Genomic DNA, 22,474 nt, shown 5'->3' on the forward strand with positions numbered 1-22,474 from the left:
TTGCCTCAAGTCTTCCGCACGGGTCTTGCAAATCGTACCGGACTTCGATAAATCATAATACGACATACGGACGACATAATATGTCTCTCATAGTAATCCAGGGAGGAGTTACAATGAAGCATTTTTCTAAGGGCCTGTTCGTCGGAGCCTTCGTCGGCGCTCTGACGATCGCCGCGCCGCTTTCTTATGCCGCTACGCCGAAGGACCAGCTGGTGATCGGGACATCGCTGGCACAGGTCCTGTCGCTTGATCCGCATCAGGCGACCGAGGGCAAGGCCGTCGAGATCATGTCGAACCTTTACGACCGGCTGGTCAACAGCACGCCGGATGGCAAGATCGTGCCGCAGCTGGCCGAAAGCTGGAAGGTTGACGACAAGGGCATCACCTTCACGCTGCGCCAGGCCAAGTTCGCCTCCGGCAATCCGGTGACGGCGAAAGATGTCGTTTATTCAATTGGGCGGCTTCTGAAGCTCGACCAGGCTGCTGCGGCGAACCTCAAGCGCGTCGGCTATGACAAGAACAATGTCGACAAGCTCGTTACGGCAGTCGACGATAAGACCGTGCGCATCGACTTTTCCGGCCAGGTGACGGCCGAGATGCTGCTCTACCGGCTCGCGGCATCGACCACCAGTATTGTCGACAGCGTAGAAGTGCAGAAGCATGTCTCCGACAACGACTGGGGAAATGCATGGATGCGCACGCACTCGGCCGGCTCCGGTCCGTTCACCCTGAACCGCTGGTCTCCGAACGAACTTGTCATTCTCGACGCCAACAAGGATTATGTCACCGGCGCTCCGAAGATGAAGCGCGTCATCGTCCGGCATGTTCCGGAAAGCCAGGTCGAGAGGCTGATGCTCGAGCGCGGCGACATCGATGTCGCCAGCGCCATGACCGCAGCCGATCTCGCGACCTTCAAGGACAAGCAGGGCTTTACGATCCAGCGCATTCCGACAGGAGGCTTCTACGTGCTGTCGATGAATGCCGGCAACCAGTACCTGTCCAATCCGAAGGTTCGCGAGGCCATTGCCTATGGCATCGACTATAAGGGCATCGAGAAGACGATCATGGGTCCATACGGGCGGGCGAGAAACGTTCCGGTTCCGGAGAATTTCGAAGCTGCGATCCCGAACCCCGACTGGCATCTCGATGTCGAAAAGTCCAAGCAGCTGTTGGCCGAAGCAGGGTTTAAGGACGGCTTCTCGCTGACGCTGAAGACGATCGCGCAGACGCCGCGCATCGACCTTGCCACGGCGATCCAGGCGTCGCTCGCCCAGGTCGGCATCAAGATCGACATCCAGCAGGGCAACGGCTCGGAAATCATCGCCGCCCATCGCGCCAGGGATTTCGATCTGCTGATCCCGCAGACCAGCGCCTATATGCCGAACGTGCTCGGCTCGATGGAGCAGTTCTCGTCCAATCCCGACAACTCGAAAGAAGCCAACAATGCCGGCAACTTCGTCTGGCGCTCGGCCTGGGACATCCCGGAGCTGACGGCTCTGACGGCCAAGGCATCCATGGAGCCGGACGCCAAGAAGCGCGGCGAGCTCTATGTCGAGATGCAGAAGTTGTTCGTGGAACAGAAGCCGGCGGTGCTGCCGATGTTCGAGCGTTTCGAGCCGATTGTGCTGTCGAGCAAGGTGCAAGGATATGTGGGGCATCCGACCCAGCTGACGCGTCTCGAGAGCGTCACGAAGTCTGAAGCCCAGTAATACTCCCGAGGCAGCCGATCATGAAGGAACTCTCTGTAGCCGAATTTGGCCGACGCCTGGCGCATCTGCTCGTCAGCCTTTTCATCCTCTTATGTGTGACCTTCGTGATCGGCCGCGTCCTGCCCACGGATCCCGTCGGCGCAATCGTCGGCGAACTCGCCGATCCCGCCGCCTATGCGGCGATGCGGATGCGTCTTGGGCTTGATCTGCCGATCTATCAGCAGTTCTTCCTTTATCTGAACGGGCTGGCGCATGGTGATTTCGGCACGGCTGTGCTCACCGGCAATCCCGTTTCTTCGGATCTCGCTCAGGCCTTTCCCGCGACATTCGAACTTGCGACGCTGGCGGTGATCATTTCCACCTTCGTCGGCGTTCCGCTCGGGCTGGTCGCAGCACTGTTTCGCGACAGCCTGATCGACAAGATCGCACGTGTTGTCGCGCTCGTCGGCCATTCGATCCCGGTCTTCTGGTTCGGCATCGTCGGGCTTGTCATCTTCTATGCCGGCCTGAACTGGGTCGGCGGACCGGGCAGGGTCGATGTCTTCTACGAGGGACTCGTCACCCCGCAGACAGGCCTGCTGCTGGTCGACAGCCTCCTGCAGGGCGAGACGGAAATCTTCTGGAATGCGCTCGGCCATATCATTCTTCCCGCCATCATCCTCGCCTATGCGGCGATGGCCTACATCGCCCGCATGACCCGCAGCTTCACGCTCGAGCAGCTGAGCCAGGATTATGTCATCGCGGCGCGTGCCAAGGGTGTCAGCCCGGCCGGCACGATCCTGCGCCATGTCCTGCCGAATATCGCGGTGCAGCTCATCACCATTCTCGCAATTTCCTATGGCGGGCTGCTCGAAGGCGCTGTCGTCACCGAGATCGTTTTCTCCTGGCCGGGCATCGGCCAATATATGACGAACGCGCTGATGATCGGCGATATGAACGCCATCGTCGCTGCCACCATCATCGTGGGATTCATCTTCATGTTCCTGAATTTCCTGGCCGACGTCGCTTACGCCTTGCTCGATCCGCGCATGCGGGAGGCGGTCCGATGAGTGACGCCGTCCACAGCGAGATCCGGATCCGTCCGCCAAGCATGCCGAGCCGCGTTGCCGCTTCGTTCGGGCGCGCCGGCCGAAAACTGGCCGACGAGCCGCTTGGCCTTGCCGGCTTCGTTATTCTCGGTCTCCTTTGCGTGGTCGCCATTTTCGCGCCGCTCCTGGCCCCTTACGATCCGACTATCCAGTCGCTCGGCGATGCCCTGCAGCCGCCGAGCCTTGCCCATCTCGCCGGCACGGACGAGTTCGGCCGGGATATTTTGAGCCGCCTGATCTTCGGCACGCGCATCACCATCCAGACGGTGCTGTCGGTATCATTGATCGTCGGTCCGATCGGATTGCTGATCGGCGTCGTCGCCGGGTTCTTCGGCGGCAATACCGATGCTTTCCTGATGCGCGCCACCGATATCGTGCTGTCCTTCCCGTCGCTGATCCTGGCGCTTGCCTTTGCCGCCGCCCTCGGCGCCGGCCTCGGCACGGCGATCATCGCCATCTCGCTCACGGCATGGCCGCCGATCGCAAGGTTGGCACGCGCGGAAGCGCTTGTCGTCAGAAACGCCGATTACGTGGTCGCCGCCCGCCTTTACGGCGCTTCGCCGATCCGCATCCTGCTTCTTTACATCGCACCGATGTGCATTCCGTCGGTCATCGTCCGTCTGACCCTCAACATGGCGGGCATCATCCTGACGGCGGCCTCGCTCGGCTTCCTCGGCCTCGGCGCCCAGCCGCCGGCGCCGGAATGGGGCGCGATGATTTCCAACGGCCGCAAGTTCATGCTCGATTACTGGTGGGTCGCCGTCATGCCGGGTATTGCCATCCTGCTTAGCAGCCTTGCCTTCAACATCGCCGGAGATGCTCTGCGCGACATTCTGGATCCCCGCCATGCCAGATCGTGAAATGAAAGATCGTGACATGCAAGATCGGGATCGGCAGCCGGTCCTTTCCGTCAAGGACTTGAGCGTCCGTTTCGGGCAAGGCGCTGTGCCCGCCGTCTCCAATGTCAGTTTCGACGTCGGGCGGGAACGTGTCGGCATTGTCGGCGAATCCGGTTCCGGTAAATCGACGACCGGGCGCGCTATCATGCGCCTCCTGCCACCGGCCGCAGTGGTCTCGGCCGAGCGCCTGGACCTTGCCGGCAGTTCGCTGCTTGCAAAGACCGAACGTCAGATGGGCGCGCTGCGCGGCAAGGACATCGCGCTGATCATGCAGGATCCCCGCTATTCGTTGAATCCGGTGCTGTCGATCGGCAAGCAGATCGCCGAGGCCGCCCGCCTTCACCTCAGCCTGCGCGGCAAGCCGGCGCAGGATGCGGCCCGCTCCATGCTGGAGCGCGTGCGCATCACCGATCCTGATCGGGTGATGGCGCTTTATCCCCATCAGATATCGGGGGGCATGGGCCAGCGCGTGATGATCGCCATGATGCTGCTGGCGCGGCCGAAGCTCGTCATCGCTGACGAACCGACCTCGGCTCTCGATGTCAGTGTGCGAAAGGACGTGCTGCTGCTGCTTGATGAACTGGTGCGCGAGAACAATTCGGGTCTGCTGCTGATCAGCCACGACATTCGTATGGTGGCTGCATTCTGCGAACGCATCATCGTCATGTATGCCGGCCGCATCGTCGAAACGCTGACCAGCCTCGAAGAGGCCCGTCATCCCTATACACGCGGGCTGATCTCGGCGCTGCCCGACCCCAAGAATCCGGTTCGCAGGCTTGCGGTTCTCGACCGGGCGAAACTCGATCTGGAGGCGGCGCAATGATCGATGTCCGTGATCTCGATGTCGTCTTTTCCTCCGGCAAGAACAGGAACCATGTCGTCAGGGGCATCAGTTTTCAGGTGGGGCAGGGCGAGACGCTCGGCATTGTCGGCGAATCCGGCTGCGGCAAGTCGACGGTGCTGCGTTGCCTCGCCGGTATGGAGGCCGATTGGACCGGTCAGATCGAGCTTCGTGGAAAGCCGATCGGCAAGAAGCGCTCTCGCGAGGAGCTGACGTCAGCCCAGATGGTGTTTCAGGATCCATACGGATCGCTGCATCCTCGACATCGCATCGGCACGGCGCTCGCCGAGCCGTTACGCGCCATGCGTCACTCCGACATCTGGTCGAAGGTCGAGAGGGCGTTGATCCAGGTAGGCCTGCCGGCAAGCTTCGCAAACCGTTTCCCGCACGAGCTTTCCGGCGGCCAGCGCCAGCGCGTGGCGATCGCCCGGGCGCTGATCCTGTCACCGCCCATCCTGCTGCTCGACGAGCCGACATCGGCGCTCGACGTCTCCGTCCAGGCCGAAATCCTCAACCTGCTTGCCGACCAGCGCGAGGAGAAGGGACTGACCTATCTGCTTGTCAGCCACGATCTCGCAGTGATAGCTCATATGTGCGACCGGGTACTGATCATGAAGGACGGGCGCTTCGTCGACGAACTCACGAAAGAGGATCTGCAGGCCGGCACCACGCATGACGCCTATGCGCGCGAGTTGTTCGAGGCGAGCTTCATGGAAGCCTGACCGCTTGATCATCACCGGTCGGTCGCTGCGGCATGGGTGCGGCGGACGGCTGCGACGCTGCCCCTTTCGACCAGATGACAGGACAGCTCGACACGGCGACGCGGCAAGGCAAGGCCGAGCATCATGTCGCGCAGCAGATCGAGCGCGGTGGCGCCGAGTTCGCGCATCGGAATATGCACCGTCGAGAGCGGCGGGTTGAGGAAGGCCGATTGCGGCAGGTCGTCGATGCCCATGACGGAGACGTCCTGCGGCACGTTATAACCCATTGCCTGCAATCCGCGCACGGCGCCGTTGGCAAGGCTGTCGCCCGCCGTCAGGACTGCGGTGAAGAAGAGGTCTTTGTCGCGGACGAGGCGGGTGATCGCCTCGGCGCCGAGTTCCGGCAGCCAGTCGTCGACCTCGAGCACCAGATCGGCATCGGCCTTCAGCCCATGATGCTGCAGCGCGTCGCGCCAGCCCTCCAGGCGCCGCTCGATCGTTCGCCGTCCCGGCCGCAGCATGAACAGGATACGCTGATGCCCGGCCTTGATCAGCCGCTCGGCGGCGATGAAGGCGGCCGAGCGGTTGCAGGGCGTCACACTCGAAAGCCGCATATAGGGATCGTCGCTGTTGACGAGCACGACCGGTTTTCCCAAGCTGGCGGCTGCAGCGAGCATGTCCTCGTCGTCGACGGTCAGGATCAGCATGCCGCCGAAACTTGCATCGTTGCGCATCTCGGCAATGACACGGGCTTCGTCCGCCTTGCCGGCGATGGGGCGCATGGCGACCTCGATGCCGAGGGCGGCGGCGCGCGCATTCAATCCTTCGAGCACGTGAAGCGTGAACTGATTGCGGACAAAGTCGATCATCGCCGCGCCGGAGGCTACGAGCATGACTTTCTTGCCGGCCACGCTCGCCGGAACGGCATAGCTCACTGCGCTTGCCGTTTCCAGCACCAGCTTGCGGATCTCAGGCCTCACGCCCTTTTCGCCGGCGAGCGCGCGCGAGACTGTGCTGATCGACACGCCGCATCGCGCGGCAATGTCGTCGAGGCGTGTGCGCCTGCCCTTTTTCTGCTCCGCGGCCATGACATCTCCTCGCTCCCCTGCTGTTATGCAAAAATCTTTCAGATTGCGCAAATGGAATGCCTGTGCACAATTGCCGCCGAGGAGTCCGCGACAAGCGGCAGAGCAGGGAGGCTTTGAAGATGCGGCTTGACCGCCATCCATGCGTCGGCGTTTTCTCGGAAAGTCCAAGGTCAGAGCGGGTTTGAGATGACTGCTGAGCAGCAATCCCATCTGCGTCGCGAAACGGCAAAGAATGGCCCGATCGTCTATTGGCAGCTCGGCCATCTCTTGGAGGCGCGCTATGACGTCGCCGATCGCCCAATGGAAGGCAGCATGGATCCGTTCTTCTTCGTCACCAAGACGAAGAACTTCATTCCGCACCAATATCCCTGCCGCACCGAATTCAAGGCATCCTTCTCCGGCCGAAGACCGCAGCCGGCCGCCGAATTCGAGGCTGCCCGCTGGTGGCTTCCCTTTTCATCGCCGCGCGTCGACCTCTCCGGCTTCTGGTTTCGTCCGACGCGCATCGGCTGCTGGGCGCGCACTTTCCTCGACGCCCGCGCGGCCGGGTCCGCCACGCTTCGCCTCTCGACCTGCGGCGGCGCCATTCTCTTCGTCAACGGCCGCGAGCAGGGCTTCATGGCGCATTACGAGCGCAATCTGGAAAGCCAGCAGACTTTCGATGTTGAGCTTTCCCAAGGCCTCAACGAGGTCCGCATCTATTTCGAAGATCTCGCCGAGCGCGACGCCCGCTTCTATTTCCAGCTCGATTATCTCGAGGGGCCTGACGTTGACACATCGGTGCCTGTTCCCATCACCGCCGATGACGCGGACGGGCTGGAAGCGGTTCTCGAAGGCATGCGCTTCGACCGCACCGCCTATCTCGGCGAGGACGTGACGATCCTTTTTCCCGCGCCGCTGCCGGTGGCGCTGACCTGCCATGTCGAGATCGAAGGCGACTTCATGTCGGTCGAGCGCTTCGATTATGATTTTGCATTGGAAGCGGGAGCAACGAAACTGGAGCTCGGCGCCTCGGCTGATATGCCCGCCGATTTTCGCCATTTCCGGATCACATTGAAAACAGGCGAATTTTCGCTCGGCCGCACGCTCGGCGTTGAAATCTGTCACCCCCAGCGTCAGGGGCAGGCACCCGCCACGCTTGAGGATCGCATCGCCGAGGCGCTTGCCGAGGTTGCCTCCCATTCTGAACCCGATACGGTCTGCGCCTTCGCGCGCCTTGCACTCGGGCAGAGCGGCGAGGAGACCGAGGCGATGATCGCGGCCATGCTGCCTGTTATCGAGGATTGTCACGACTGCGCCGATTTCGTGCTGGTGCCACTGCTGTTTGCCTATACGCGCTGGAGCGATCTGCTGTCGCAGGATCTGCGGCAGAAGATCGAGCGCGCCGTTCTTAATTACCGCTACTGGATGGACGAGCCCGGCAACGACGTGCAGTGGTATTTTTCGGAAAATCACGCGCTGCTCTTTCACACCGCCGCCTATCTCGGCGGCAGGCTGTTCCCCGATGCCGTCTTCGTCCGTTCCGGCCGTACCGGCGCCGAGCAGATGAGGGTCGGCGAAGAGCGGGTTCGCGCCTGGCTCGATCATTTCGAGCGCTGGGAAATGGCTGAGTGGAATTCGGTTCCCTATTTCCCGATCGACCTCAAGGGGCTGACGGCGCTTGCTGCCTGCGCCCCGGATGAGACGATCCGCAACCGTGCAAATGCCAGCATCATCCGCCTGATGAAAATCGTCGCCCGCTCGGCCCATCACGGCATGCTGACTGGCAGCCAGGGCCGCTCCTATGAACATACGCTACGCCCCGGCCGCTCGGTTGAGCTGTCGGCCATCGCCCGGCTGCTCTGGGGCCGTGGCTGGTACGGCCGGCGCGTCCACGCGCTGCCGCAGCTTGCCGTCTGCATCCGCGATCACGGCCTGCGTTTTCCGGAAGAGCTCGCGGCGATCGCTGCGCACCAATCCGACGACGCGCAGGAATGGACGTTTTCCCAGGGCGAGAACCGTTTCGCCGCCCTCTATCACTACAAGACGCGCGAGACTGCGCTTGGCACTATCGCCCATTATCGCCCCGGTGCCTGGGGTTATCAGGAGACGGTGCTGCATTTGCGCTTGGGCCGCCGGCCGGAGGCGCAGATCTGGATCAACCATCCTGGTGAAACCATCCAGTTCGGCTACGGCCGGCCGAGCTTCTGGGGCGGCTGCGGAACCCTGCCGCGCGTGCATCAGTACCGCGATCTGGCCATCCTCGATTTCGATATCCACGAGGGGCAGCCGGATTTCACCCATGCCTGGTTCCCGCTCGAAGCCTTCGACGAGACGGCCGTCGGCGGCAATCTGGCGCTTGCCCGTTGCGGCAGCGGCCTTGCGATGCTGATCGGCAACGGACCGCTTGAGCCGGTGAAGCTGGGGCCTACGACGGATGTCGAGCTGCGCCTGGCCGGCCGCAAAGGCCGCTGGATCGTCCGTCTCTCCGATCTCGAGCGCGAGGGTGATATCGGCAGAATGCGGTCGCGGTTCACCGCCCTCGCAGCACGCCGGGACGCAGCCGGCGCATTGATCATCCTCGATCCGGATTATGGAGAGGTGGTCTTCGAGGAGGATGGTACGGTGCGCGCCGAGGGCCGTATTCTCAGGCCGTCGGACTGGTCTGTGCGGGGGGAAGCGATACATCTGGAGATACCGGGCAGCCAGCCTCGGCGCGCCGCCTCGTAGACGACATGTCCGGCAGGTGGAGGACCGGCCGGGCGCAGGAATTCATCGGTCAAGAGGAGGAGAAAATGACCAGAATGAAATCGATAGGCGCGGCTTTGGCTGCGGTTCTCTTGAGTTCGGTTGCCGCCCAAGCCGGCGACGTGCGCATCATGTGGTATTCCGATGGCGGCGAAGGCGCCGTCATCAAGGACCTGCTGGCACGCTACTCGAAAGCCAATCCCGACGTCAACGTCATTCTCGACGAAGTCTCCTATGACGTCGTCAAGGAGCAGCTGCCGGTCCAGCTGGAAGCCGGGCAGGGACCGGATATCGCCCGCGTCACCAATCTGAAGGCGCAGGCGCAGCACTGGCTCGATCTTCGCCCGCTCCTCGCCGACGCGAAATATTGGGACGATAATTTCGGCGCCCAGGCCGATTGGATGCGTCCCGACGGTTCGAACGCCATCACCGGCTTCATGACGCAGCTGACGCTCACCGGCGGCTTCGTCAACAAGACGCTGTTCGATCAGGCCGGTGTCGAAATTCCCGGCCCGAAGGCGACCTGGGACGATTGGGCGGCGGCAGCCCGGAAGGTAGCCGACAGCCAGAAGGTCTTCGCCATGGCGATCGACCGCTCTGGGCACCGCGTTTCCGGCCCGAACATCTCCTACGGCGCCAACTATATCGCCGCCGACGGCAAGCCGGCGCCCATCGATCAGGGCGCCAAGGAGTTCCTCAGCCGCTTCGTCAAATGGAACGAGGACGGCACCGTCAACAAGGACGTCTGGGTCAGCGCTGCCGGCACCACCTATCGCTCTGCCGCCGAAGACTTCATCAATGGCGGTCTTGCCTATTATTATTCGGGCAGCTGGCAGGTTTCTGCCTTCGCCCAGAAGATCGGCGACAGTTTCGACTGGGTCATGGCCGGAAGCCCGTGCGGCACGGTCGCCTGCAGCGGCATGCAGGGCGGCGCCGGCCTCGTCGCCGTCAAGTACACCAAGAACCCGAAGGATGTCGCCAAGGTGATGGATTACCTGGCAGGTGCCGACGTGCAGAAGGAATTTGCCGAGCGCAGCCTGTTCATTCCGGCGCATAAGGGGGTGGCCGCCGGCCAGGTGGACTTCAAGACGGACAATCCGCATGTGCAGGCGGCGCTGAAGGCCTTCGTCGAATCGGCCGGTCAGACGGCCGCGCCTGCGGTGAAGCTGCCGGGCTGGAAATGGTCGGACGCCTATTACAGCGCCATCGTCGCCCGCATCAGCCAGGTCATCGCCGGCGAAATGAAGCTCGACGACGCCTATGCCCGCATCGACGAGGACATCAAGGCCAAGGTCGCCGGCAACTGACGGAAGAGCGGATGGCGGAGAAGACGGTTTCTTCCGAACCGCCGGCGAAAGCCGGTCTGCGGCAGGCGCTCAATGCGCCTGTCCGCCTCTTCATGGGGATGATCGACATTCCCATGCGCGCCTGGCAGAAGCTGACGGGCCTGAATGGCATGGCCGGCGTCTTCCTGGCGCCTAACATGCTGATCTTTTCCGTCTTCGTGCTCCTGCCGCTGGTCATCAACTTCCTCTATTCGACGACGAGCGGCGGCGCCATCTTCCTTCAGAACCGGACCTATGTCGGCGATCAGCAGTACCGCATCCTGTTCGATTGCGGCTCCTATCTCGACCCGTCCACTTGTGCTGCCGACACCTTCTGGGCGGCCGTGCGCAACACCGCCGTCTTCGTCGTCTTCCAAGTGGCGGCGATGCTGATCGCCGCGCTCGCGACGGCTTTGATCCTCAATCGCGAACTTTCCAATCGTGGCTTCTGGCGCGCAGTCTTCTTCTTTCCGGTGCTGCTGTCGCCCGTCGTCGTCGGCCTGATCTGGAAGTGGATCCTGCAGCGTGAAGGCCTGTTGAACTATGCGCTGAGCCCCTTCGGTTTCGAACCCTTCTCCTGGCTGAGCGACCGTTTTTGGGCCTTCTTCTTCGCCGTCTTCGTCTCGGTCTGGGCGCATATGGGCTTTTATGCGCTGATCCTGCTCGCCGGCCTTCAGGCGATCCCGAGGGATCTCTACGAAGCGGCGGCTATGGACAAGGCAAGCCCAACCCGTATCTTCCGGCGCATCACCCTGCCGCTGCTGATGCCCAATCTCATTGTCGTCCTGGTCCTGGCGCTGATCCGCGCCGTGCAGATTTTCGACGAGGTTTTCGTGCTCACTGGCGGCGGGCCCGGAACCAGCACCATGTACATCACCCAGTTTATTTACGAGACCGGCTTTGCGAGTTCGCTGCGCAACCCGGGGCTCGCCTCGGCCGCCTCGATCCTGATGGGCATCGTGCTCGTCATCCTGACGCTGGTGCAGCTCGCCGCCAGCGGCCGCAACGAGAAGAAGGGGAAACGTCTATGAGCGCCGTCGCCACCTTCCTGCTTCGCCGCCGCGGCCGCGGCTGGCACTGGACCGACGTCGTCACCTGGATCTGGCTGATATCAGGCGTCTTCCTGATGTTCGGCCCGGCCGTCTGGCTGGTCTTCTCCTCCTTCAAGACGCCGGCCGCCCTTGCCGAGTTCCCGCCGTCCTTCCTGCCCTATGTCACCGAGCAGGCCGTGGTGCCGGGTTACGACAAACCATTGCCGCTCTACAACGTGACGATGCCGGATGGCAGCACCCACGTGCTCGCCGAAGTCCGCCGCATCGGCATCATGGGCCAGATGATCGATCCGAAACAGCCCGGCGAAATCGTCAAGGTCAACATCAAGGACCGCGCGCCGGTGCGTAAGGTCGAATTCGCCGCCGGCAACTACACAGAGCCTTTCCAGCGCTTCGATTTCTTCCTGTTCCTGCGCAATTCCGTCTTCGTGACTGTTGTGGCGACGGCAATCACGCTGCTGGTCAATTCGATGGCCGCCTTCGCGCTGTCGAAATACCAGTTCCCCGGCCGCACCGCCGTCATGCTGATGATCCTGGCAACGCTGATGGTGCCGCTCTCGGTGATCGTGGTGCCACTCTATTCCGTCATCGGCAGCTTGAACCTTTTCGACAGCCTCTGGGGCGTCATCCTGCCGACCGTCGCCACGCCCACGGGCGTTTTCCTGCTGCGCCAATACATGCTGACGATACCCGACGAGCTGATCGACGCGGCGCGCATGGACAAGGCCAGCGAATGGCAGATCTACTGGCGCATCATCCTGCCGCTATCGGCCCCGGCGCTGGCGGTGCTGGCGATCTTCTCGGTGGTCTGGCGCTGGAACGACTTCCTCTGGCCGCTGATCGTACTGTCGCGCAAGGAGCTCTACACGCTGCAGGTCGGCCTCAACGTCTATGCCGGCGAACTCAATGTGCAATGGCACTATATCCTCGCCATGACCGTCGTCTCGATGATCCCCGTTGTGCTGATCTTCGTTTTCCTGCAGCGCTTCATCACAACGGGCATTGCCGGTTCCGGACTGAAATAGGCCGGCCGATCTAGAAATGAAACAGGAGAGTGCATGAGCGGTCTCGAGCTCAGGAACATCGTCAAGAATTTCGGCGCCGTCGAGGTCATCCGCGATGTCTCGCTCGCCGTCAATGACGGCGAGTTCGTCGCTTTCGTCGGCCCGTCCGGTTGCGGGAAATCGACGCTGCTGCGGCTGATCGCCGGCCTCGACAAACCCACGGGCGGCAGTATCGCCATCGACGGCAAGGACGTCACCGCGATCGGCGCGGCCGACCGCGGCCTTGCCATGGTCTTCCAGTCCTATGCGCTTTATCCGCACATGAGCGTGCGCGAGAATCTGGCCTTCGGGTTGGAGAATACCAAGGTGGCCAAGGCCGAGATCGAAACCCGCATCGCTGATGCCGCCAGGATGCTGGAGATCGACCCGTTTCTGCAGCGCCGCCCGGGCCAGCTCTCCGGCGGCCAGCGCCAGCGCGTCGCAATCGGCCGCGCCATCGTGCGCCGGCCGGATGCCTTCCTGCTCGACGAGCCGCTGTCCAATCTGGACGCCGAGCTACGGGTGAGCATGCGCGCCGAACTCGCCGCCCTGCACGCCCGCCTGAAGGCGACGATGATCTATGTCACCCATGACCAGGTCGAGGCGATGACGCTCGCAAACCGCATCGTCGTCTTGAGAGGCGGCAGGATCGAGCAGGTGGGAACACCGCTGGAACTTTACAACAAGCCGGCCAATCGCTTCGTCGCCGGCTTCATCGGCGCGCCGCACATGAATTTCCTGGAAGCCTCGATCGTCGGCCACGAGGGCGACTTCACCGAGGTCGAAACCGTCGGCGGCCACCGTCTTTCCGTCATTGCCAGGGAGCAGCGCCCGGTGGGCGAAAGGGTCAGCATCGGTATCCGGCCACAGCACATCACACTTGCGGATGCAGCCGCCTTAGGCAGGCTGGACACGCGGGTCACCCTTGTCGAGGGACTGGGTTCTGAAACCGTGGTCCACACTGAAGCCGCCGGCAAGAAGCTGATTGCCGTCTTCGCCGGCCAGCAGAGTATGAAGAGAGGCGACAGCCTGCCGCTCCATCTCGCCCCCGAGGTTCTGCACCTTTTCGGCGAGGACGGCCGGCGTCTGTCTTGAGCCCTCAGCGTCCATCCACAACGGCGCCATTCGTCAAATCGCAGCTTCGCTCTGCCGTCCGCAAGAAAATCTTATCTGTAGCCAAAGTCTCAGAGCGAAGTAAGCGCAGGCAATTAACGATGACGGGACAGCAAAAATGAAAAAAACAGATAAAAGACGAAGATGCATCCGGCCTCCATCGAAAAATAACAAAACGTAAATCAGCATGGCAAGGAACAAAGAAAAAACAAATGTTAGCGCAGACCAGAAAAATGGACGTGAATGTACTTGCTTATATTTAAAAATATATAAGAAATATATCCCGACCATGACTGGTATGGAAAAAACAAACTTTAAAAAAAGTGCTATCAGTCCGATGTCTCCAAAGAACATAGGGACATGGGCCAAAGTCATGCCCACAAAATAGGATTGAAAGAGCAGGCCTCTCTGAGGCATTCCGAGATTGAACTTCTTCATATTCGCTTTCGGGTCGCGTTATAGTCTATGATGCTATCCAAATGCCAGCCCAGCTTCAAGGTCACGAAAAAGCCCGCGCCGGAATGGAGGGCGCGGGCTGAGTTTTACGGTCACGACAGCTTAGTGGCTGTTCTTGTGGCTTTGTTGACCAGCCTCCACATGCTGCTCATGGCTGCCGCCGCGGGTTCCGCTGGACTGCGCGTCGCGGCCGCCTGAAGAGGCGCTGCGGGTATTGGAGTCGTTCTTGTGACTCTGCTGCCCAGCCTTGACGTGCTGTTCATGGGTTCCACCTTGGTTTGCCATTTGGTTTCTCCTTGGTTTTGAACTGAGGCCACGTCGACCTCGTGTTACAACCTCGCCCCGGCGCATGCGTTCCGCATTTTAACATTTCGTGATCTCGCCGGAAAAGAGGATGAGGAGGCGGGCCGGGCGGGTAGGGAGCTCGTCTGCCATTTCGTTGGCCATCGGAAGAAGGCGGAGAAATTCCGATGTTCTCCAGCACCGCCGCGTCCGCCTGGCGCGGCCCGCAACCTCGCTTCGAAAACCGTCCTTCAGCAAAAAGGTTCCAGGAAAATCAGCCGCATCCGTGCTCGTTCACGGCCCCCGAGACGGCCCCTCGACTCTTTTCAAATGGACGGACCGCTCTAGCTTAAATGGGATCTGATGAAAGGAGAAAACCATGACCGACGCACCGAAAACGGCGACCCCGGCGCGAAGAGTGTTGCGCGGCCGCCCCTACAGTATGAGCGAATTTGCCCGGAAATACCGGTTGGACGATAAGGAGGCCAAGCGCCTCTACGAGAAATTTGGCCCCTCGGCCACGGAGCTCGATCTGCTGATGGCGGCAAAGCGCCGTCCCCCGCGGCTCCCCACCAAACTCGACTCCTGACGGCGGACAATGAGGCTCAGAACGGGAAGCTGCCTTTGCGGAGCGGTCGCCTATCGGGTGGAAGGCGAGCCGCTTCGCGTCGGCCTCTGCCACTGCGCTGATTGCCGCAAATCGAGCGGTTCCGCCTTCGTCTTCTTCGCGCTCTGGCCTCGCTCCGCTTTCTCCCATAGCGGCGAGGTTTCAACTTTCGCCGGCCGCAGCTTCTGCCCCGCCTGCGGCGGCAGGCTTTTCTGCCTTCAGGAGCAGGCGGTGGAAATCCGTCTCGGCTCGCTCGACAATCCCCCGACGGATCTTGAGCCGAACCATGAAGTCTGGATCAAGCGGCGCGAATCGTGGCTGCATCCACTGCCGGATGCCAGACAATACACAGAGGACACCGACTGACGGGCGATGATTTCTGCCTGTCCGGAGCGCGAAAACGCTGCAGATTTTAGGGCGACAGGCTCCGCCGCGACAAACTTGACTTTTCTTACCAATATTTCATTTCACCCGTCCGTAATTCCGTGCCACTTCGGCGGCAACGCTAATTCCCGGTTCATCTGCAGTGTGATTAGTTCATTGCAGGGCCGAGGCGGCCACTGACCGATCGAGGATGACATGAACAAAATCGTAAGCGGCGACGAAACCGGAGCAAAGGCCGGCGCGACGCCCGACCTCGCAACGGTTCTTGCCGCGTCGGCAAGGCAGAACAAGCGGGGCCGCTGGCGCGGACGCCTCCTGGTTCTCTTGATCCTTCTCGCTGCTGCTGCGGCTGCTGCTTATTTCTACGTCGGCCGTGGGCAAAGCGAAGTGAGCTACACCACGCAGCCGGCAAAACGCGGCGCGCTGACGGTGCTCGTCACTGCCACCGGTTCGGTGCAGCCGACTGAGCAGGTGGATATATCGAGCGAGCTTTCCGGCACTGTCCGCGACGTTAACGTCGATTATAACAGCACCATCAAGGCGGGCGATGTGCTGGCGCTGCTCGACACCAACAAGCTCGAGGCGGATGTGAAGAGCTCGCGCGCCAAGGTCAATTCGGCCAAGGCGAATGTCGCCAAGGCCAATGCCGATCTCGAATCAGCCAGCACCTCGCTCGAACGGCTGAAGAGCCTTGTCAGGAGCAACGTCTCCACCCAGCAGAGCCTTGACGACGCCACCTATAAATATGATTCCGCCGTCGCCGCCAAACAGATCAACGAAGCCGAGGTTCTCGCCTCAGAGGCCGACCTGCAGCTTGCCGAAGTCAATCTCGCCAAGGCAAAGATCGTCTCGCCAATCGACGGCGTGATCCTCACCCGTTCGGTCAACCCGGGCGCCACCGTCGCAGCCTCGCTTTCGGCGCCCATCCTCTTTACCATTGCCGGCGACCTGAAGAAGATGGAGCTTCAGGTCGATGTCGACGAGGCCGATGTCGGCAAGATCGCCGTCGGCCAGAAGGCGAAGTTTACCGTCGATGCCTATCCCGACCGGTCTTTCCCAGCCGAGATCGAGCAGATCCGCTTCGCCTCCGAAGTGGTCAATAATGTGGTGACCTATAAGGCGGTACTCTCGGTCGACAATGCCGACCTGCTGCTGCGCCCCGGGATGACGGCCACCGCCGACATCACCGTCGAGGCTGTCAAGGATACGCTGATGGTACCGAACGCCGCGTTGCGTTATGCCCCGCCGCAGGCGGAACGACGCGGCCGCGGCATTCTCGGGATCTTCGGCCCGCCACGCCGACGCGGGGGCGATACCGGCCAGGCGCTGACGGGAGCTCAGCGCCGCGTCTGGGTCGTGCGCAACGGCCGCGCCACGCCCGTCGTCATTGAGGTCGGCTCCTCCGACGGCCAGTTCACCCAGGTGATCTCCGGCGAACTCAAGGAAGATGATGCGCTGGTGACCGACGCCGCCGTGCGGACCAATTAGGCGGAGAGACGGATGGCAAGCCCGCCGCTCATCGAATTCAGGAAGGTCTCGAAAGTCTACGGCGCGGGCGAGGCTGCGATCCGCGCTCTCGATCATGTCGATCTTGCGATCGACGCCCACGAATTCGTGGCGATCATGGGGCCATCGGGCTCCGGCAAATCGACGGCGATGAACATTCTCGGCTGCCTCGACGTGCCCACATCGGGCGATTACATCTTCCAGGGCATCCCGACGAGCGGCTTCGACCGAAGCCAGCTAACGCTGTTGCGCCGCCACATGCTGGGCTTCGTCTTCCAGGGCTTCAATCTCCTGTCGCGCACGTCAGCGGTCGAGAATGTCGAACTGCCGCTGATCTATCGCGGCATGGGGGTGCGCGAGCGGCGCGAACGGGCGCGCGAGGCGCTGGCCCTGGTCGGTCTGTCCGGCCGAGAACATCACAAGACGCAGGAACTGTCCGGCGGCCAGCAGCAGCGCGTCGCCATCGCCCGCGCCATCGTCACCGAGCCGGCGCTGCTGCTGGCCGACGAACCCACAGGCAATCTCGACACGAAGACCAGCGTCGAGATCATGGACCTGATGACGCGGCTGAATCGCGAGCAGGGCATCACCATCGTCATGGTGACGCACGAGCCCGATATCGCCGCCTATGCCGGGCGGCTGCTGCGCTTCGTCGACGGTAAGCTCGAGACTGAGGTCGAGCATCGCAGGAGGGCGGATCATGTTCTTTGAAACGCTGAAGCTCGCCCTGCGCGCCATCAGCCGCAACATGCTGCGTTCGTTCCTCACCGTTCTCGGCGTCGTCATCGGCGTTGCCGCCGTCATCGCGTTGGTCACGATCGGCAACGGCACGACCGCCCAGGTCTCCACCGAACTGTCGCGTCTCGGCACCAACATGCTGTTCGTCCGGCCCGGCCAGTTCGGCCCCGGCCGGGCGAGTTCCGAGGCGAAACGCTTCAGCGTCAAGGATGTCGCCGCCATCCGCGACCAGATCGGCGGCCTGAGGGCCGTGGCGCCGCTCAACCAGTCGACGGCTACAGTGATCTTTGGCGGACAGAACCATTCGACCAGCGTCTCCGGCACCACGAACGATTATTTCGTCGCGCAGGACTGGAACCTGGCGCTCGGCCGCATTTTCACTCCAGCCGAGGAGCGCGGCCAGTCCCGCTGCATCGTCGGCGAGACGGTCCGCTCGGAGCTCTTCGGCGCTGGCGATCCGATAGGCCAGCAGATTCGGGTCGGCAAGGTTTCATGCCCGGTCATCGGGGTGCTCTCCAAGCGCGGCCAGTCGGGCATGGGCACCGATCAGGATGATGTCGTCATCATGCCGGTCAAGGTGTTCCAGCGGCGCATCAGCGGCAACAGCAACGTACCGCAGATCATCATCTCGGCGCGCGACGGCGTGTCCACCGCCAAGGTGCAGGCCGATGTCGAAAATCTTTTGCGTGAGCGCCGCAAGATCATTCCCGGCCGGCAGGACGATTTCAACGTCAACGACATGACGCAGATCGCGGAGGCGATGACCGGAACGACGACGCTCCTGACCGGCCTGCTGGGCGCCGTCGCTGCAATCAGCCTGCTCGTCGGCGGCATCGGCATCATGAACATCATGCTGGTTTCCGTCACCGAACGAACTCGGGAAATCGGCATCCGCCTGGCGATCGGCGCGCTCGAAAGCCAGGTGCTCACCCAGTTCCTCGTCGAGGCGGTTGCGCTCTCGCTGTTCGGCGGCATCACCGGCATTGTGCTCGGCTTGAGCCTCGGTCTGGTGGCGGTCACCCTCCTGAAAGTTCCCTTCGTCTTCAGCCCGATGATGGTCGCCGTCGCCTTCCTCTTCTCCGCGGCAATCGGCATGATCTTCGGCTATTTCCCGGCGAGACGAGCAGCGCAGCTCAATCCGATCGAGGCGCTGCGGCACGAGTGAATGGCGGGCTCGGTGTATGGCGGCTTTGGTTGGTCGGCTCCGGTGGTGCTTCGAGAAAGCGTAGCTGTAACAATTGCGGTTCAGCCATGCGGCCTCGGCATCTATTTGTCACTCCCTGGATTCCTGGCGGCGCCTTGTCTTCGTTTCTTCACCGTGCCACAATGTGATATATCAGTTTGGCGGCGGGATTATCGGCATGCAGACGTCACAAAGCCACCGTGCCTATCTCGCGCTCGAGCATCTGATCGTCACGCTTGTCTTGAAACCCGGCGCGCTTGTCACCGAAAAGCAACTGATCGACATGGCGGGCCACGGGCGAACGCCGGTGCGCGAGGCGATTCAGAAACTCGCCTGGCAGGGGCTGATCCTGGTGAAGCCGCGGGTTGGGCTGCAGGTTGCCGAGATCGCGCCGGAGGATCATGGCAATGTCATGCAGGTGCGCCGTGAGCTGGAGCCGATCGCGGCAAGCCTCGTTGCCGAACATGCAACGGACGAGCAGCGCCTCCGCCTCAGCGATTGCGCCGACGCCATGGAAAAATGCGCCGCCACCGGCGATCTCATTGGCTTCTTCGCCGCCGACAAGGCCTTTGACGAGATACTCGAGGATGTCTGTCCGAATGGCTTCATCACGGCCGCGCTCGCCCCGGTGCAGACGCATTCGCGTCGCCTCTGGTATTCCACCGCAAGCCCCGAGCGCATGGACCGCGCCATCGCGCTGCATGTCACCGTCATCCGGTCCATTCAGCAGGGCAGGCCCGATGATGCCAGTGCGGCCATGGCGGCGTTGATCGACTATCTCGCATGCAAATAGAAACGGCCCCGTTTCCGGAGCCGCTTGCAGATATGCTCGTCAAAAAAGCGTCAGCCGACGAAGGCGCGCTCGATGACGAATTCGGCCGGCTTGCTGTTGGCGCCCTCATTGAGGCCCGCCTTCTCAAGCAGTTCCTTGGTGTCCTTCAGCATGGCCGAGGAGCCGCAGATCATGCCGCGGTCGATTGCTGGATCAAGCGGCGGCACGCCGAGATCGGTAAAGAGCTTGCCTGACGAGATCAGGTCGGTGATGCGGCCCCGATACTCGAAGTCCTCGCGTGTGACGGTCGCATAATGACGCAGTTTGTCGCCGACGACTTCCTTCAGCAGCTCATCGTTCTGGATCTCGTGCACGAGGTCGAAGCCGTATTTCAGCTCGGCGACATCGCGTGTGGTATGGGTGAGGATGACCTCCTCGAACTTCTCATAAGTTTCGGGATCGCGGATCAGGCTCGCGAAAGGCGCAACGCCGGTTCCCGTCGAGAACATGTAGAGGCGACGGCCGGGCGTCAGCGCATCGAGCACCAGCGTGCCCGTCGGCTTCTTGCGCATCAGCACCTGGTCGCCGGGCTTGATTGCCTGCAGATGCGAGGTCAGCGGGCCGTCCGGTACCTTGATCGAGAAGAATTCAAGCTCTTCGGCCCAGGCAGGGCTGGCGATCGAATAGGCACGGAAGATAGGCTTGCCTGCGACCATCAGGCCGATCATCGCAAATTCGCCGGAACGGAAACGGAAGCCCTGCGGCCGGGTCATCGTAAAGCGGAAGAGCCGGTCGGTGTAATGCGTCACGCTGAGCACCGTCTCGGCGTAGACGCCGGCGGGGATGGACGATGCGAAGTCTTCGGTCTTTGCAGGCGCGTTCATTGCGGTAGAGGATCCCGTTTCGTCGGATGAACCATCGGATGCGAGGCAGATATTACATATCCGGCCAGAATTAAAGGCATTCCATTCCACGCAGCGCTCATCAAAGGAAATATGCGTGTCCTTGTCAGGATTCAATGGTTGGCGGGGAATGTCATATTTCCCGCTGGCGAAGCCCGCCAAAGGATGCATATTAGAGCGGCGCGCCGCAATCAGATGCTGATTTTGGCAAAAGCATTGCGACAACAAAGACCTACGGCGTCGAACCCGATTCAGAAACAGGGTCAGGTGATGATGGCAATAAAACACGCTTGCCCAGGGCGAGCGCGACAGGCGGTCGGGGGTTATGAAGATTTTCAATTACAAGCGTGTTCCTTACGCGGAAATGCGCGCCTTTTCCGTTCATATTCTGACGGCTTCCGGCTCCTTCCTGGCCTTTCTCGGCGTCGTTGCCGCCGCTGAGCACCGCTTCATCGACATGTTCTGGTGGCTGGGTCTGGCTCTTCTCGTCGATGGCATCGATGGGCCCATTGCCCGCAAAGTTCGCGTCAAGGAAGTTCTGCCGAACTGGTCTGGCGATACGCTCGACAATATCATCGATTACGTCACCTATGTGCTTCTGCCGGCGTTTGCGCTCTATCAGAGCGGCATGATCGGTGAGCCCTGGTCGTTCGTCGCCGCCGGCATGATCGTCGTCTCCAGCGCCATCTATTATGCCGACATGGGCATGAAGACGGAGGAGTATTTCTTCTCCGGCTTTCCCGTCGTCTGGAACATGATCGTCTTCACACTGTTCGTCATCGATGCGAGCGCCACGACCGCGCTGATCGTCGTCACGATATCGGTGGTGCTGACCTTCCTGCCGATCAATTTCCTGCATCCGGTTCGCGTGAAAAGGCTGCGCCCGCTCAACCTCGGCGTCTTCTTCCTGTGGTCGGCGCTCGGCGTCTATTCGCTGCTGATGCATTTCGAGATGCCGGAATGGGCGCTCATTCTCTTCATCGTGACCGGGCTCTATCTTTACGTCATCGGCGCGGTGCTGCAATTCTTCCCCTCCCTTGGACGCGAAGCTTAGGACAGGCAAGATGACGAAGACGCATGCGGTTTCATTCTCGAAGACGGGCGGACCTGAGGTTTTCGACTATGTCGACATCGATCTTGCGCCACCCGCGGCAGGCGAGGTGCAGATCCGGCAGGCAGCGATCGGCCTCAACTTCATCGATGTCTACTTCCGCAACGGTACCTATAAGGCGCCGCACCTTCCCTTTGTCACCGGCAAGGAGGGCGCCGGAACCGTGACGGCGGTCGGGCCTGATGTTGCCGATTTCAAGCTTGGCGACCGTGTCGCCTATGCCAGCGCCGACGGCGCCTATAGCGCCGAACGCAATATCGAGGCGCGCCATCTGGTGCATGTGCCAGACGGCATAGAGCTGGAAACGGCGGCGGCGATGATGCTGAAAGGCATGACTGCCGAATATCTCTTGAACCGCACCTTCAAGGTCGGGCCTGAGACAACGCTCCTGTTTCATGCCGCCGCCGGCGGCGTCGGTCTGATTGCCGGCCAATGGGCAAAGGCGCTCGGCGCCACCATCATCGGTACCGCGGGCTCCGAAGACAAGATCGAGCTGGCGCTCGCCCATGGTTACGACCACGTGATCAACTACAAGAGCGATGACTTTGTCGGTCGCGTCCGCGAAATAACCGGCGGCAAGGGCGTCGATGTCGTCTATGATTCGATCGGCCGCGATACTTTTCCACAGTCGCTCGATTGCCTGAAGCCGCGCGGTCTGTTCGCCTCGTTCGGCCAATCCTCCGGGCCGATCGAGAACTTCACTCTATCCCAGCTGGCGCAGAAGGGGTCACTCTTTGCGACGCGTCCGACGCTCTTCACCTATATCGCCGCGCGCCAGGAATTGGTCGATAGTGCACAAGCGCTATTTGATGTTGTGCAAAGCAACAAAGTGCGTATCAATGTCAACCAAACCTATCCGCTGCGTGAGGTCGGGCGGGCTCACGCGGATCTGGAAGCAAGAAAAACTACGGGAACGACGCTGCTGATTCCATGAGATCCGAACGGAC

22 protein-coding genes are annotated in these 22,474 nt (G+C 61.6%); 18 read left to right on the forward strand and 4 right to left on the reverse strand.

Annotated features, from left to right (window positions below; genetic code table 11):
• Positions 1–113 precede the first annotated feature (113 nt).
• From J2J98_RS10320 to J2J98_RS10340, 5 genes are read left to right on the forward strand one after another with little or no spacing between them, the layout of a single operon-like run.
• Positions 114–1,709: an ABC transporter substrate-binding protein gene (locus J2J98_RS10320; protein ID WP_207603022.1), complete on the forward strand. Its 1,596-nt coding sequence runs from the start codon at positions 114–116 to the stop codon at positions 1,707–1,709.
• A gap of 20 nt (positions 1,710–1,729) precedes the next feature.
• A complete protein-coding gene (locus tag J2J98_RS10325) occupies positions 1,730–2,758 on the forward strand; it encodes an ABC transporter permease (protein WP_207603023.1) in 1,029 nt (342 codons plus the stop codon).
• Complete coding sequence (locus J2J98_RS10330; RefSeq protein ID WP_207603024.1) at positions 2,755–3,657, forward strand: ABC transporter permease; 903 nt, start codon at positions 2,755–2,757, stop codon at positions 3,655–3,657. Before J2J98_RS10325 ends, J2J98_RS10330 begins: the two co-directional genes overlap by 4 nt.
• A 16-nt stretch (positions 3,658–3,673) precedes the next feature.
• The gene (locus J2J98_RS10335; protein WP_207603025.1) at positions 3,674–4,519 is read left to right on the forward strand and encodes an ABC transporter ATP-binding protein; all 846 of its coding nucleotides are present in this window, start codon (positions 3,674–3,676) and stop codon (positions 4,517–4,519) included.
• Positions 4,516–5,259, forward strand: coding sequence for an ABC transporter ATP-binding protein (locus tag J2J98_RS10340; protein WP_207603026.1), 744 nt, complete (start codon positions 4,516–4,518; stop codon positions 5,257–5,259). The genes J2J98_RS10335 and J2J98_RS10340 overlap by 4 nt, the downstream gene beginning before the upstream one ends.
• An 11-nt stretch (positions 5,260–5,270) precedes the next feature.
• On the opposite strand, the gene J2J98_RS10345 is transcribed toward J2J98_RS10340, so the two are convergent.
• Positions 5,271–6,326 carry a LacI family DNA-binding transcriptional regulator gene (locus J2J98_RS10345; protein WP_207603027.1) on the reverse strand — a complete coding sequence of 352 codons (1,056 nt, stop codon included), beginning with the start codon at positions 6,324–6,326 and terminating at the stop codon, positions 5,271–5,273.
• A 186-nt stretch (positions 6,327–6,512) separates the two neighbouring features.
• Here J2J98_RS10345 and J2J98_RS10350 point away from each other — a divergent pair, with 186 nt between their 5' ends.
• From J2J98_RS10350 to J2J98_RS10370, 5 genes are all read left to right on the forward strand, one after another.
• Positions 6,513–9,035, forward strand: a complete 2,523-nt coding sequence (locus tag J2J98_RS10350) for a hypothetical protein (RefSeq protein ID WP_207603028.1) — start codon at positions 6,513–6,515, stop codon at positions 9,033–9,035.
• Positions 9,036–9,100: 65 nt separating this feature from the next.
• Positions 9,101–10,360: an ABC transporter substrate-binding protein gene (locus tag J2J98_RS10355; protein ID WP_207603029.1), complete on the forward strand. Its 1,260-nt coding sequence runs from the start codon at positions 9,101–9,103 to the stop codon at positions 10,358–10,360.
• Between the two features lie 11 nt (positions 10,361–10,371).
• On the forward strand, positions 10,372–11,409 hold the full coding sequence (locus tag J2J98_RS10360) for a carbohydrate ABC transporter permease (protein WP_064708968.1): 1,038 nt from the start codon (positions 10,372–10,374) through the stop codon (positions 11,407–11,409).
• Positions 11,406–12,455, forward strand: coding sequence for a carbohydrate ABC transporter permease (locus J2J98_RS10365; protein ID WP_138394194.1), 1,050 nt, complete (start codon positions 11,406–11,408; stop codon positions 12,453–12,455). The genes J2J98_RS10360 and J2J98_RS10365 overlap by 4 nt, the downstream gene beginning before the upstream one ends.
• Positions 12,456–12,488: 33 nt before the next feature.
• A complete protein-coding gene (locus tag J2J98_RS10370; protein ID WP_207603030.1) occupies positions 12,489–13,568 on the forward strand; it encodes an ABC transporter ATP-binding protein in 1,080 nt (359 codons plus the stop codon).
• Between the two features lie 33 nt (positions 13,569–13,601).
• Here J2J98_RS10370 and J2J98_RS10375 read toward each other — a convergent pair whose 3' ends face one another.
• Together J2J98_RS10375 and J2J98_RS10380 are read right to left on the reverse strand one after the other, a co-directional pair.
• Positions 13,602–14,024 (reverse strand): hypothetical protein, encoded by a 423-nt coding sequence (locus tag J2J98_RS10375; RefSeq protein ID WP_207603031.1) that lies wholly within the window; start codon positions 14,022–14,024, stop codon positions 13,602–13,604.
• 120 nt (positions 14,025–14,144) lie between these two features.
• Positions 14,145–14,327, reverse strand: coding sequence for a hypothetical protein (locus tag J2J98_RS10380; RefSeq protein WP_207603032.1), 183 nt, complete (start codon positions 14,325–14,327; stop codon positions 14,145–14,147).
• Positions 14,328–14,703: 376 nt separating this feature from the next.
• Between J2J98_RS10380 and J2J98_RS10385 the strand changes: the two genes are divergently transcribed.
• The 6 genes from J2J98_RS10385 to J2J98_RS10410 all read left to right on the forward strand — a co-directional run bounded on the left by J2J98_RS10385 (position 14,704) and on the right by J2J98_RS10410 (position 19,535).
• On the forward strand, positions 14,704–14,913 hold the full coding sequence (locus J2J98_RS10385; protein WP_138394197.1) for a hypothetical protein: 210 nt from the start codon (positions 14,704–14,706) through the stop codon (positions 14,911–14,913).
• A gap of 9 nt (positions 14,914–14,922) precedes the next feature.
• Positions 14,923–15,297: a GFA family protein gene (locus J2J98_RS10390; protein ID WP_207603033.1), complete on the forward strand. Its 375-nt coding sequence runs from the start codon at positions 14,923–14,925 to the stop codon at positions 15,295–15,297.
• Positions 15,298–15,510: 213 nt separating this feature from the next.
• A complete protein-coding gene (locus J2J98_RS10395) occupies positions 15,511–16,803 on the forward strand; it encodes an efflux RND transporter periplasmic adaptor subunit (protein ID WP_207603034.1) in 1,293 nt (430 codons plus the stop codon).
• Positions 16,804–16,815: 12 nt separating this feature from the next.
• Positions 16,816–17,532, forward strand: coding sequence for an ABC transporter ATP-binding protein (locus J2J98_RS10400; RefSeq protein WP_064708961.1), 717 nt, complete (start codon positions 16,816–16,818; stop codon positions 17,530–17,532).
• The gene (locus tag J2J98_RS10405) at positions 17,522–18,724 is read left to right on the forward strand and encodes an ABC transporter permease (RefSeq protein WP_207603035.1); all 1,203 of its coding nucleotides are present in this window, start codon (positions 17,522–17,524) and stop codon (positions 18,722–18,724) included. The genes J2J98_RS10400 and J2J98_RS10405 overlap by 11 nt, the downstream gene beginning before the upstream one ends.
• A 196-nt stretch (positions 18,725–18,920) precedes the next feature.
• On the forward strand, positions 18,921–19,535 hold the full coding sequence (locus J2J98_RS10410; RefSeq protein ID WP_207603036.1) for a GntR family transcriptional regulator: 615 nt from the start codon (positions 18,921–18,923) through the stop codon (positions 19,533–19,535).
• A gap of 50 nt (positions 19,536–19,585) precedes the next feature.
• Here J2J98_RS10410 and J2J98_RS10415 read toward each other — a convergent pair whose 3' ends face one another.
• Positions 19,586–20,398 carry a ferredoxin--NADP reductase gene (locus tag J2J98_RS10415; RefSeq protein ID WP_064712809.1) on the reverse strand — a complete coding sequence of 271 codons (813 nt, stop codon included), beginning with the start codon at positions 20,396–20,398 and terminating at the stop codon, positions 19,586–19,588.
• Between the two features lie 343 nt (positions 20,399–20,741).
• On the opposite strand from J2J98_RS10415, the gene pcsA reads away from it, so the two are divergent.
• Together pcsA and J2J98_RS10425 are read left to right on the forward strand one after the other, a co-directional pair.
• A complete protein-coding gene (gene pcsA / locus J2J98_RS10420) occupies positions 20,742–21,470 on the forward strand; it encodes a phosphatidylcholine synthase (protein ID WP_064712893.1) in 729 nt (242 codons plus the stop codon).
• Between the two features lie 10 nt (positions 21,471–21,480).
• Positions 21,481–22,461, forward strand: coding sequence for a quinone oxidoreductase family protein (locus J2J98_RS10425; protein WP_064708954.1), 981 nt, complete (start codon positions 21,481–21,483; stop codon positions 22,459–22,461).
• Positions 22,462–22,474 lie beyond the last annotated feature (13 nt).

The sequence above is a fragment of the Rhizobium bangladeshense genome, assembly GCF_017357245.1.
GTDB classification, from domain to species: Bacteria; Pseudomonadota; Alphaproteobacteria; order Rhizobiales; family Rhizobiaceae; genus Rhizobium; species Rhizobium bangladeshense.

Excerpts from the sequence above, each read along its gene's own strand:
- J2J98_RS10320 (WP_207603022.1), top strand. The coding sequence starts at position 114 with ATGAAGCATTTTTCTAAGGGCCTGTTCGTCGGAGCCTTCGTCGGCGCT.
- J2J98_RS10325 (WP_207603023.1), top strand. The coding sequence starts at position 1,730 with ATGAAGGAACTCTCTGTAGCCGAATTTGGCCGACGCCTGGCGCATCTG.
- J2J98_RS10330 (WP_207603024.1), top strand. The coding sequence starts at position 2,755 with ATGAGTGACGCCGTCCACAGCGAGATCCGGATCCGTCCGCCAAGCATG.
- J2J98_RS10335 (WP_207603025.1), top strand. The coding sequence starts at position 3,674 with ATGCAAGATCGGGATCGGCAGCCGGTCCTTTCCGTCAAGGACTTGAGC.
- J2J98_RS10340 (WP_207603026.1), top strand. The coding sequence starts at position 4,516 with ATGATCGATGTCCGTGATCTCGATGTCGTCTTTTCCTCCGGCAAGAAC.
- J2J98_RS10345 (WP_207603027.1), bottom strand. The coding sequence starts at position 6,326 with ATGGCCGCGGAGCAGAAAAAGGGCAGGCGCACACGCCTCGACGACATT.
- J2J98_RS10350 (WP_207603028.1), top strand. The coding sequence starts at position 6,513 with ATGACTGCTGAGCAGCAATCCCATCTGCGTCGCGAAACGGCAAAGAAT.
- J2J98_RS10355 (WP_207603029.1), top strand. The coding sequence starts at position 9,101 with ATGACCAGAATGAAATCGATAGGCGCGGCTTTGGCTGCGGTTCTCTTG.
- J2J98_RS10360 (WP_064708968.1), top strand. The coding sequence starts at position 10,372 with ATGGCGGAGAAGACGGTTTCTTCCGAACCGCCGGCGAAAGCCGGTCTG.
- J2J98_RS10365 (WP_138394194.1), top strand. The coding sequence starts at position 11,406 with ATGAGCGCCGTCGCCACCTTCCTGCTTCGCCGCCGCGGCCGCGGCTGG.
- J2J98_RS10370 (WP_207603030.1), top strand. The coding sequence starts at position 12,489 with ATGAGCGGTCTCGAGCTCAGGAACATCGTCAAGAATTTCGGCGCCGTC.
- J2J98_RS10375 (WP_207603031.1), bottom strand. The coding sequence starts at position 14,024 with ATGAAGAAGTTCAATCTCGGAATGCCTCAGAGAGGCCTGCTCTTTCAA.
- J2J98_RS10380 (WP_207603032.1), bottom strand. The coding sequence starts at position 14,327 with ATGGCAAACCAAGGTGGAACCCATGAACAGCACGTCAAGGCTGGGCAG.
- J2J98_RS10385 (WP_138394197.1), top strand. The coding sequence starts at position 14,704 with ATGACCGACGCACCGAAAACGGCGACCCCGGCGCGAAGAGTGTTGCGC.
- J2J98_RS10390 (WP_207603033.1), top strand. The coding sequence starts at position 14,923 with ATGAGGCTCAGAACGGGAAGCTGCCTTTGCGGAGCGGTCGCCTATCGG.
- J2J98_RS10395 (WP_207603034.1), top strand. The coding sequence starts at position 15,511 with ATGAACAAAATCGTAAGCGGCGACGAAACCGGAGCAAAGGCCGGCGCG.
- J2J98_RS10400 (WP_064708961.1), top strand. The coding sequence starts at position 16,816 with ATGGCAAGCCCGCCGCTCATCGAATTCAGGAAGGTCTCGAAAGTCTAC.
- J2J98_RS10405 (WP_207603035.1), top strand. The coding sequence starts at position 17,522 with ATGTTCTTTGAAACGCTGAAGCTCGCCCTGCGCGCCATCAGCCGCAAC.
- J2J98_RS10410 (WP_207603036.1), top strand. The coding sequence starts at position 18,921 with ATGCAGACGTCACAAAGCCACCGTGCCTATCTCGCGCTCGAGCATCTG.
- J2J98_RS10415 (WP_064712809.1), bottom strand. The coding sequence starts at position 20,398 with ATGAACGCGCCTGCAAAGACCGAAGACTTCGCATCGTCCATCCCCGCC.
- pcsA (WP_064712893.1), top strand. The coding sequence starts at position 20,742 with ATGAAGATTTTCAATTACAAGCGTGTTCCTTACGCGGAAATGCGCGCC.
- J2J98_RS10425 (WP_064708954.1), top strand. The coding sequence starts at position 21,481 with ATGACGAAGACGCATGCGGTTTCATTCTCGAAGACGGGCGGACCTGAG.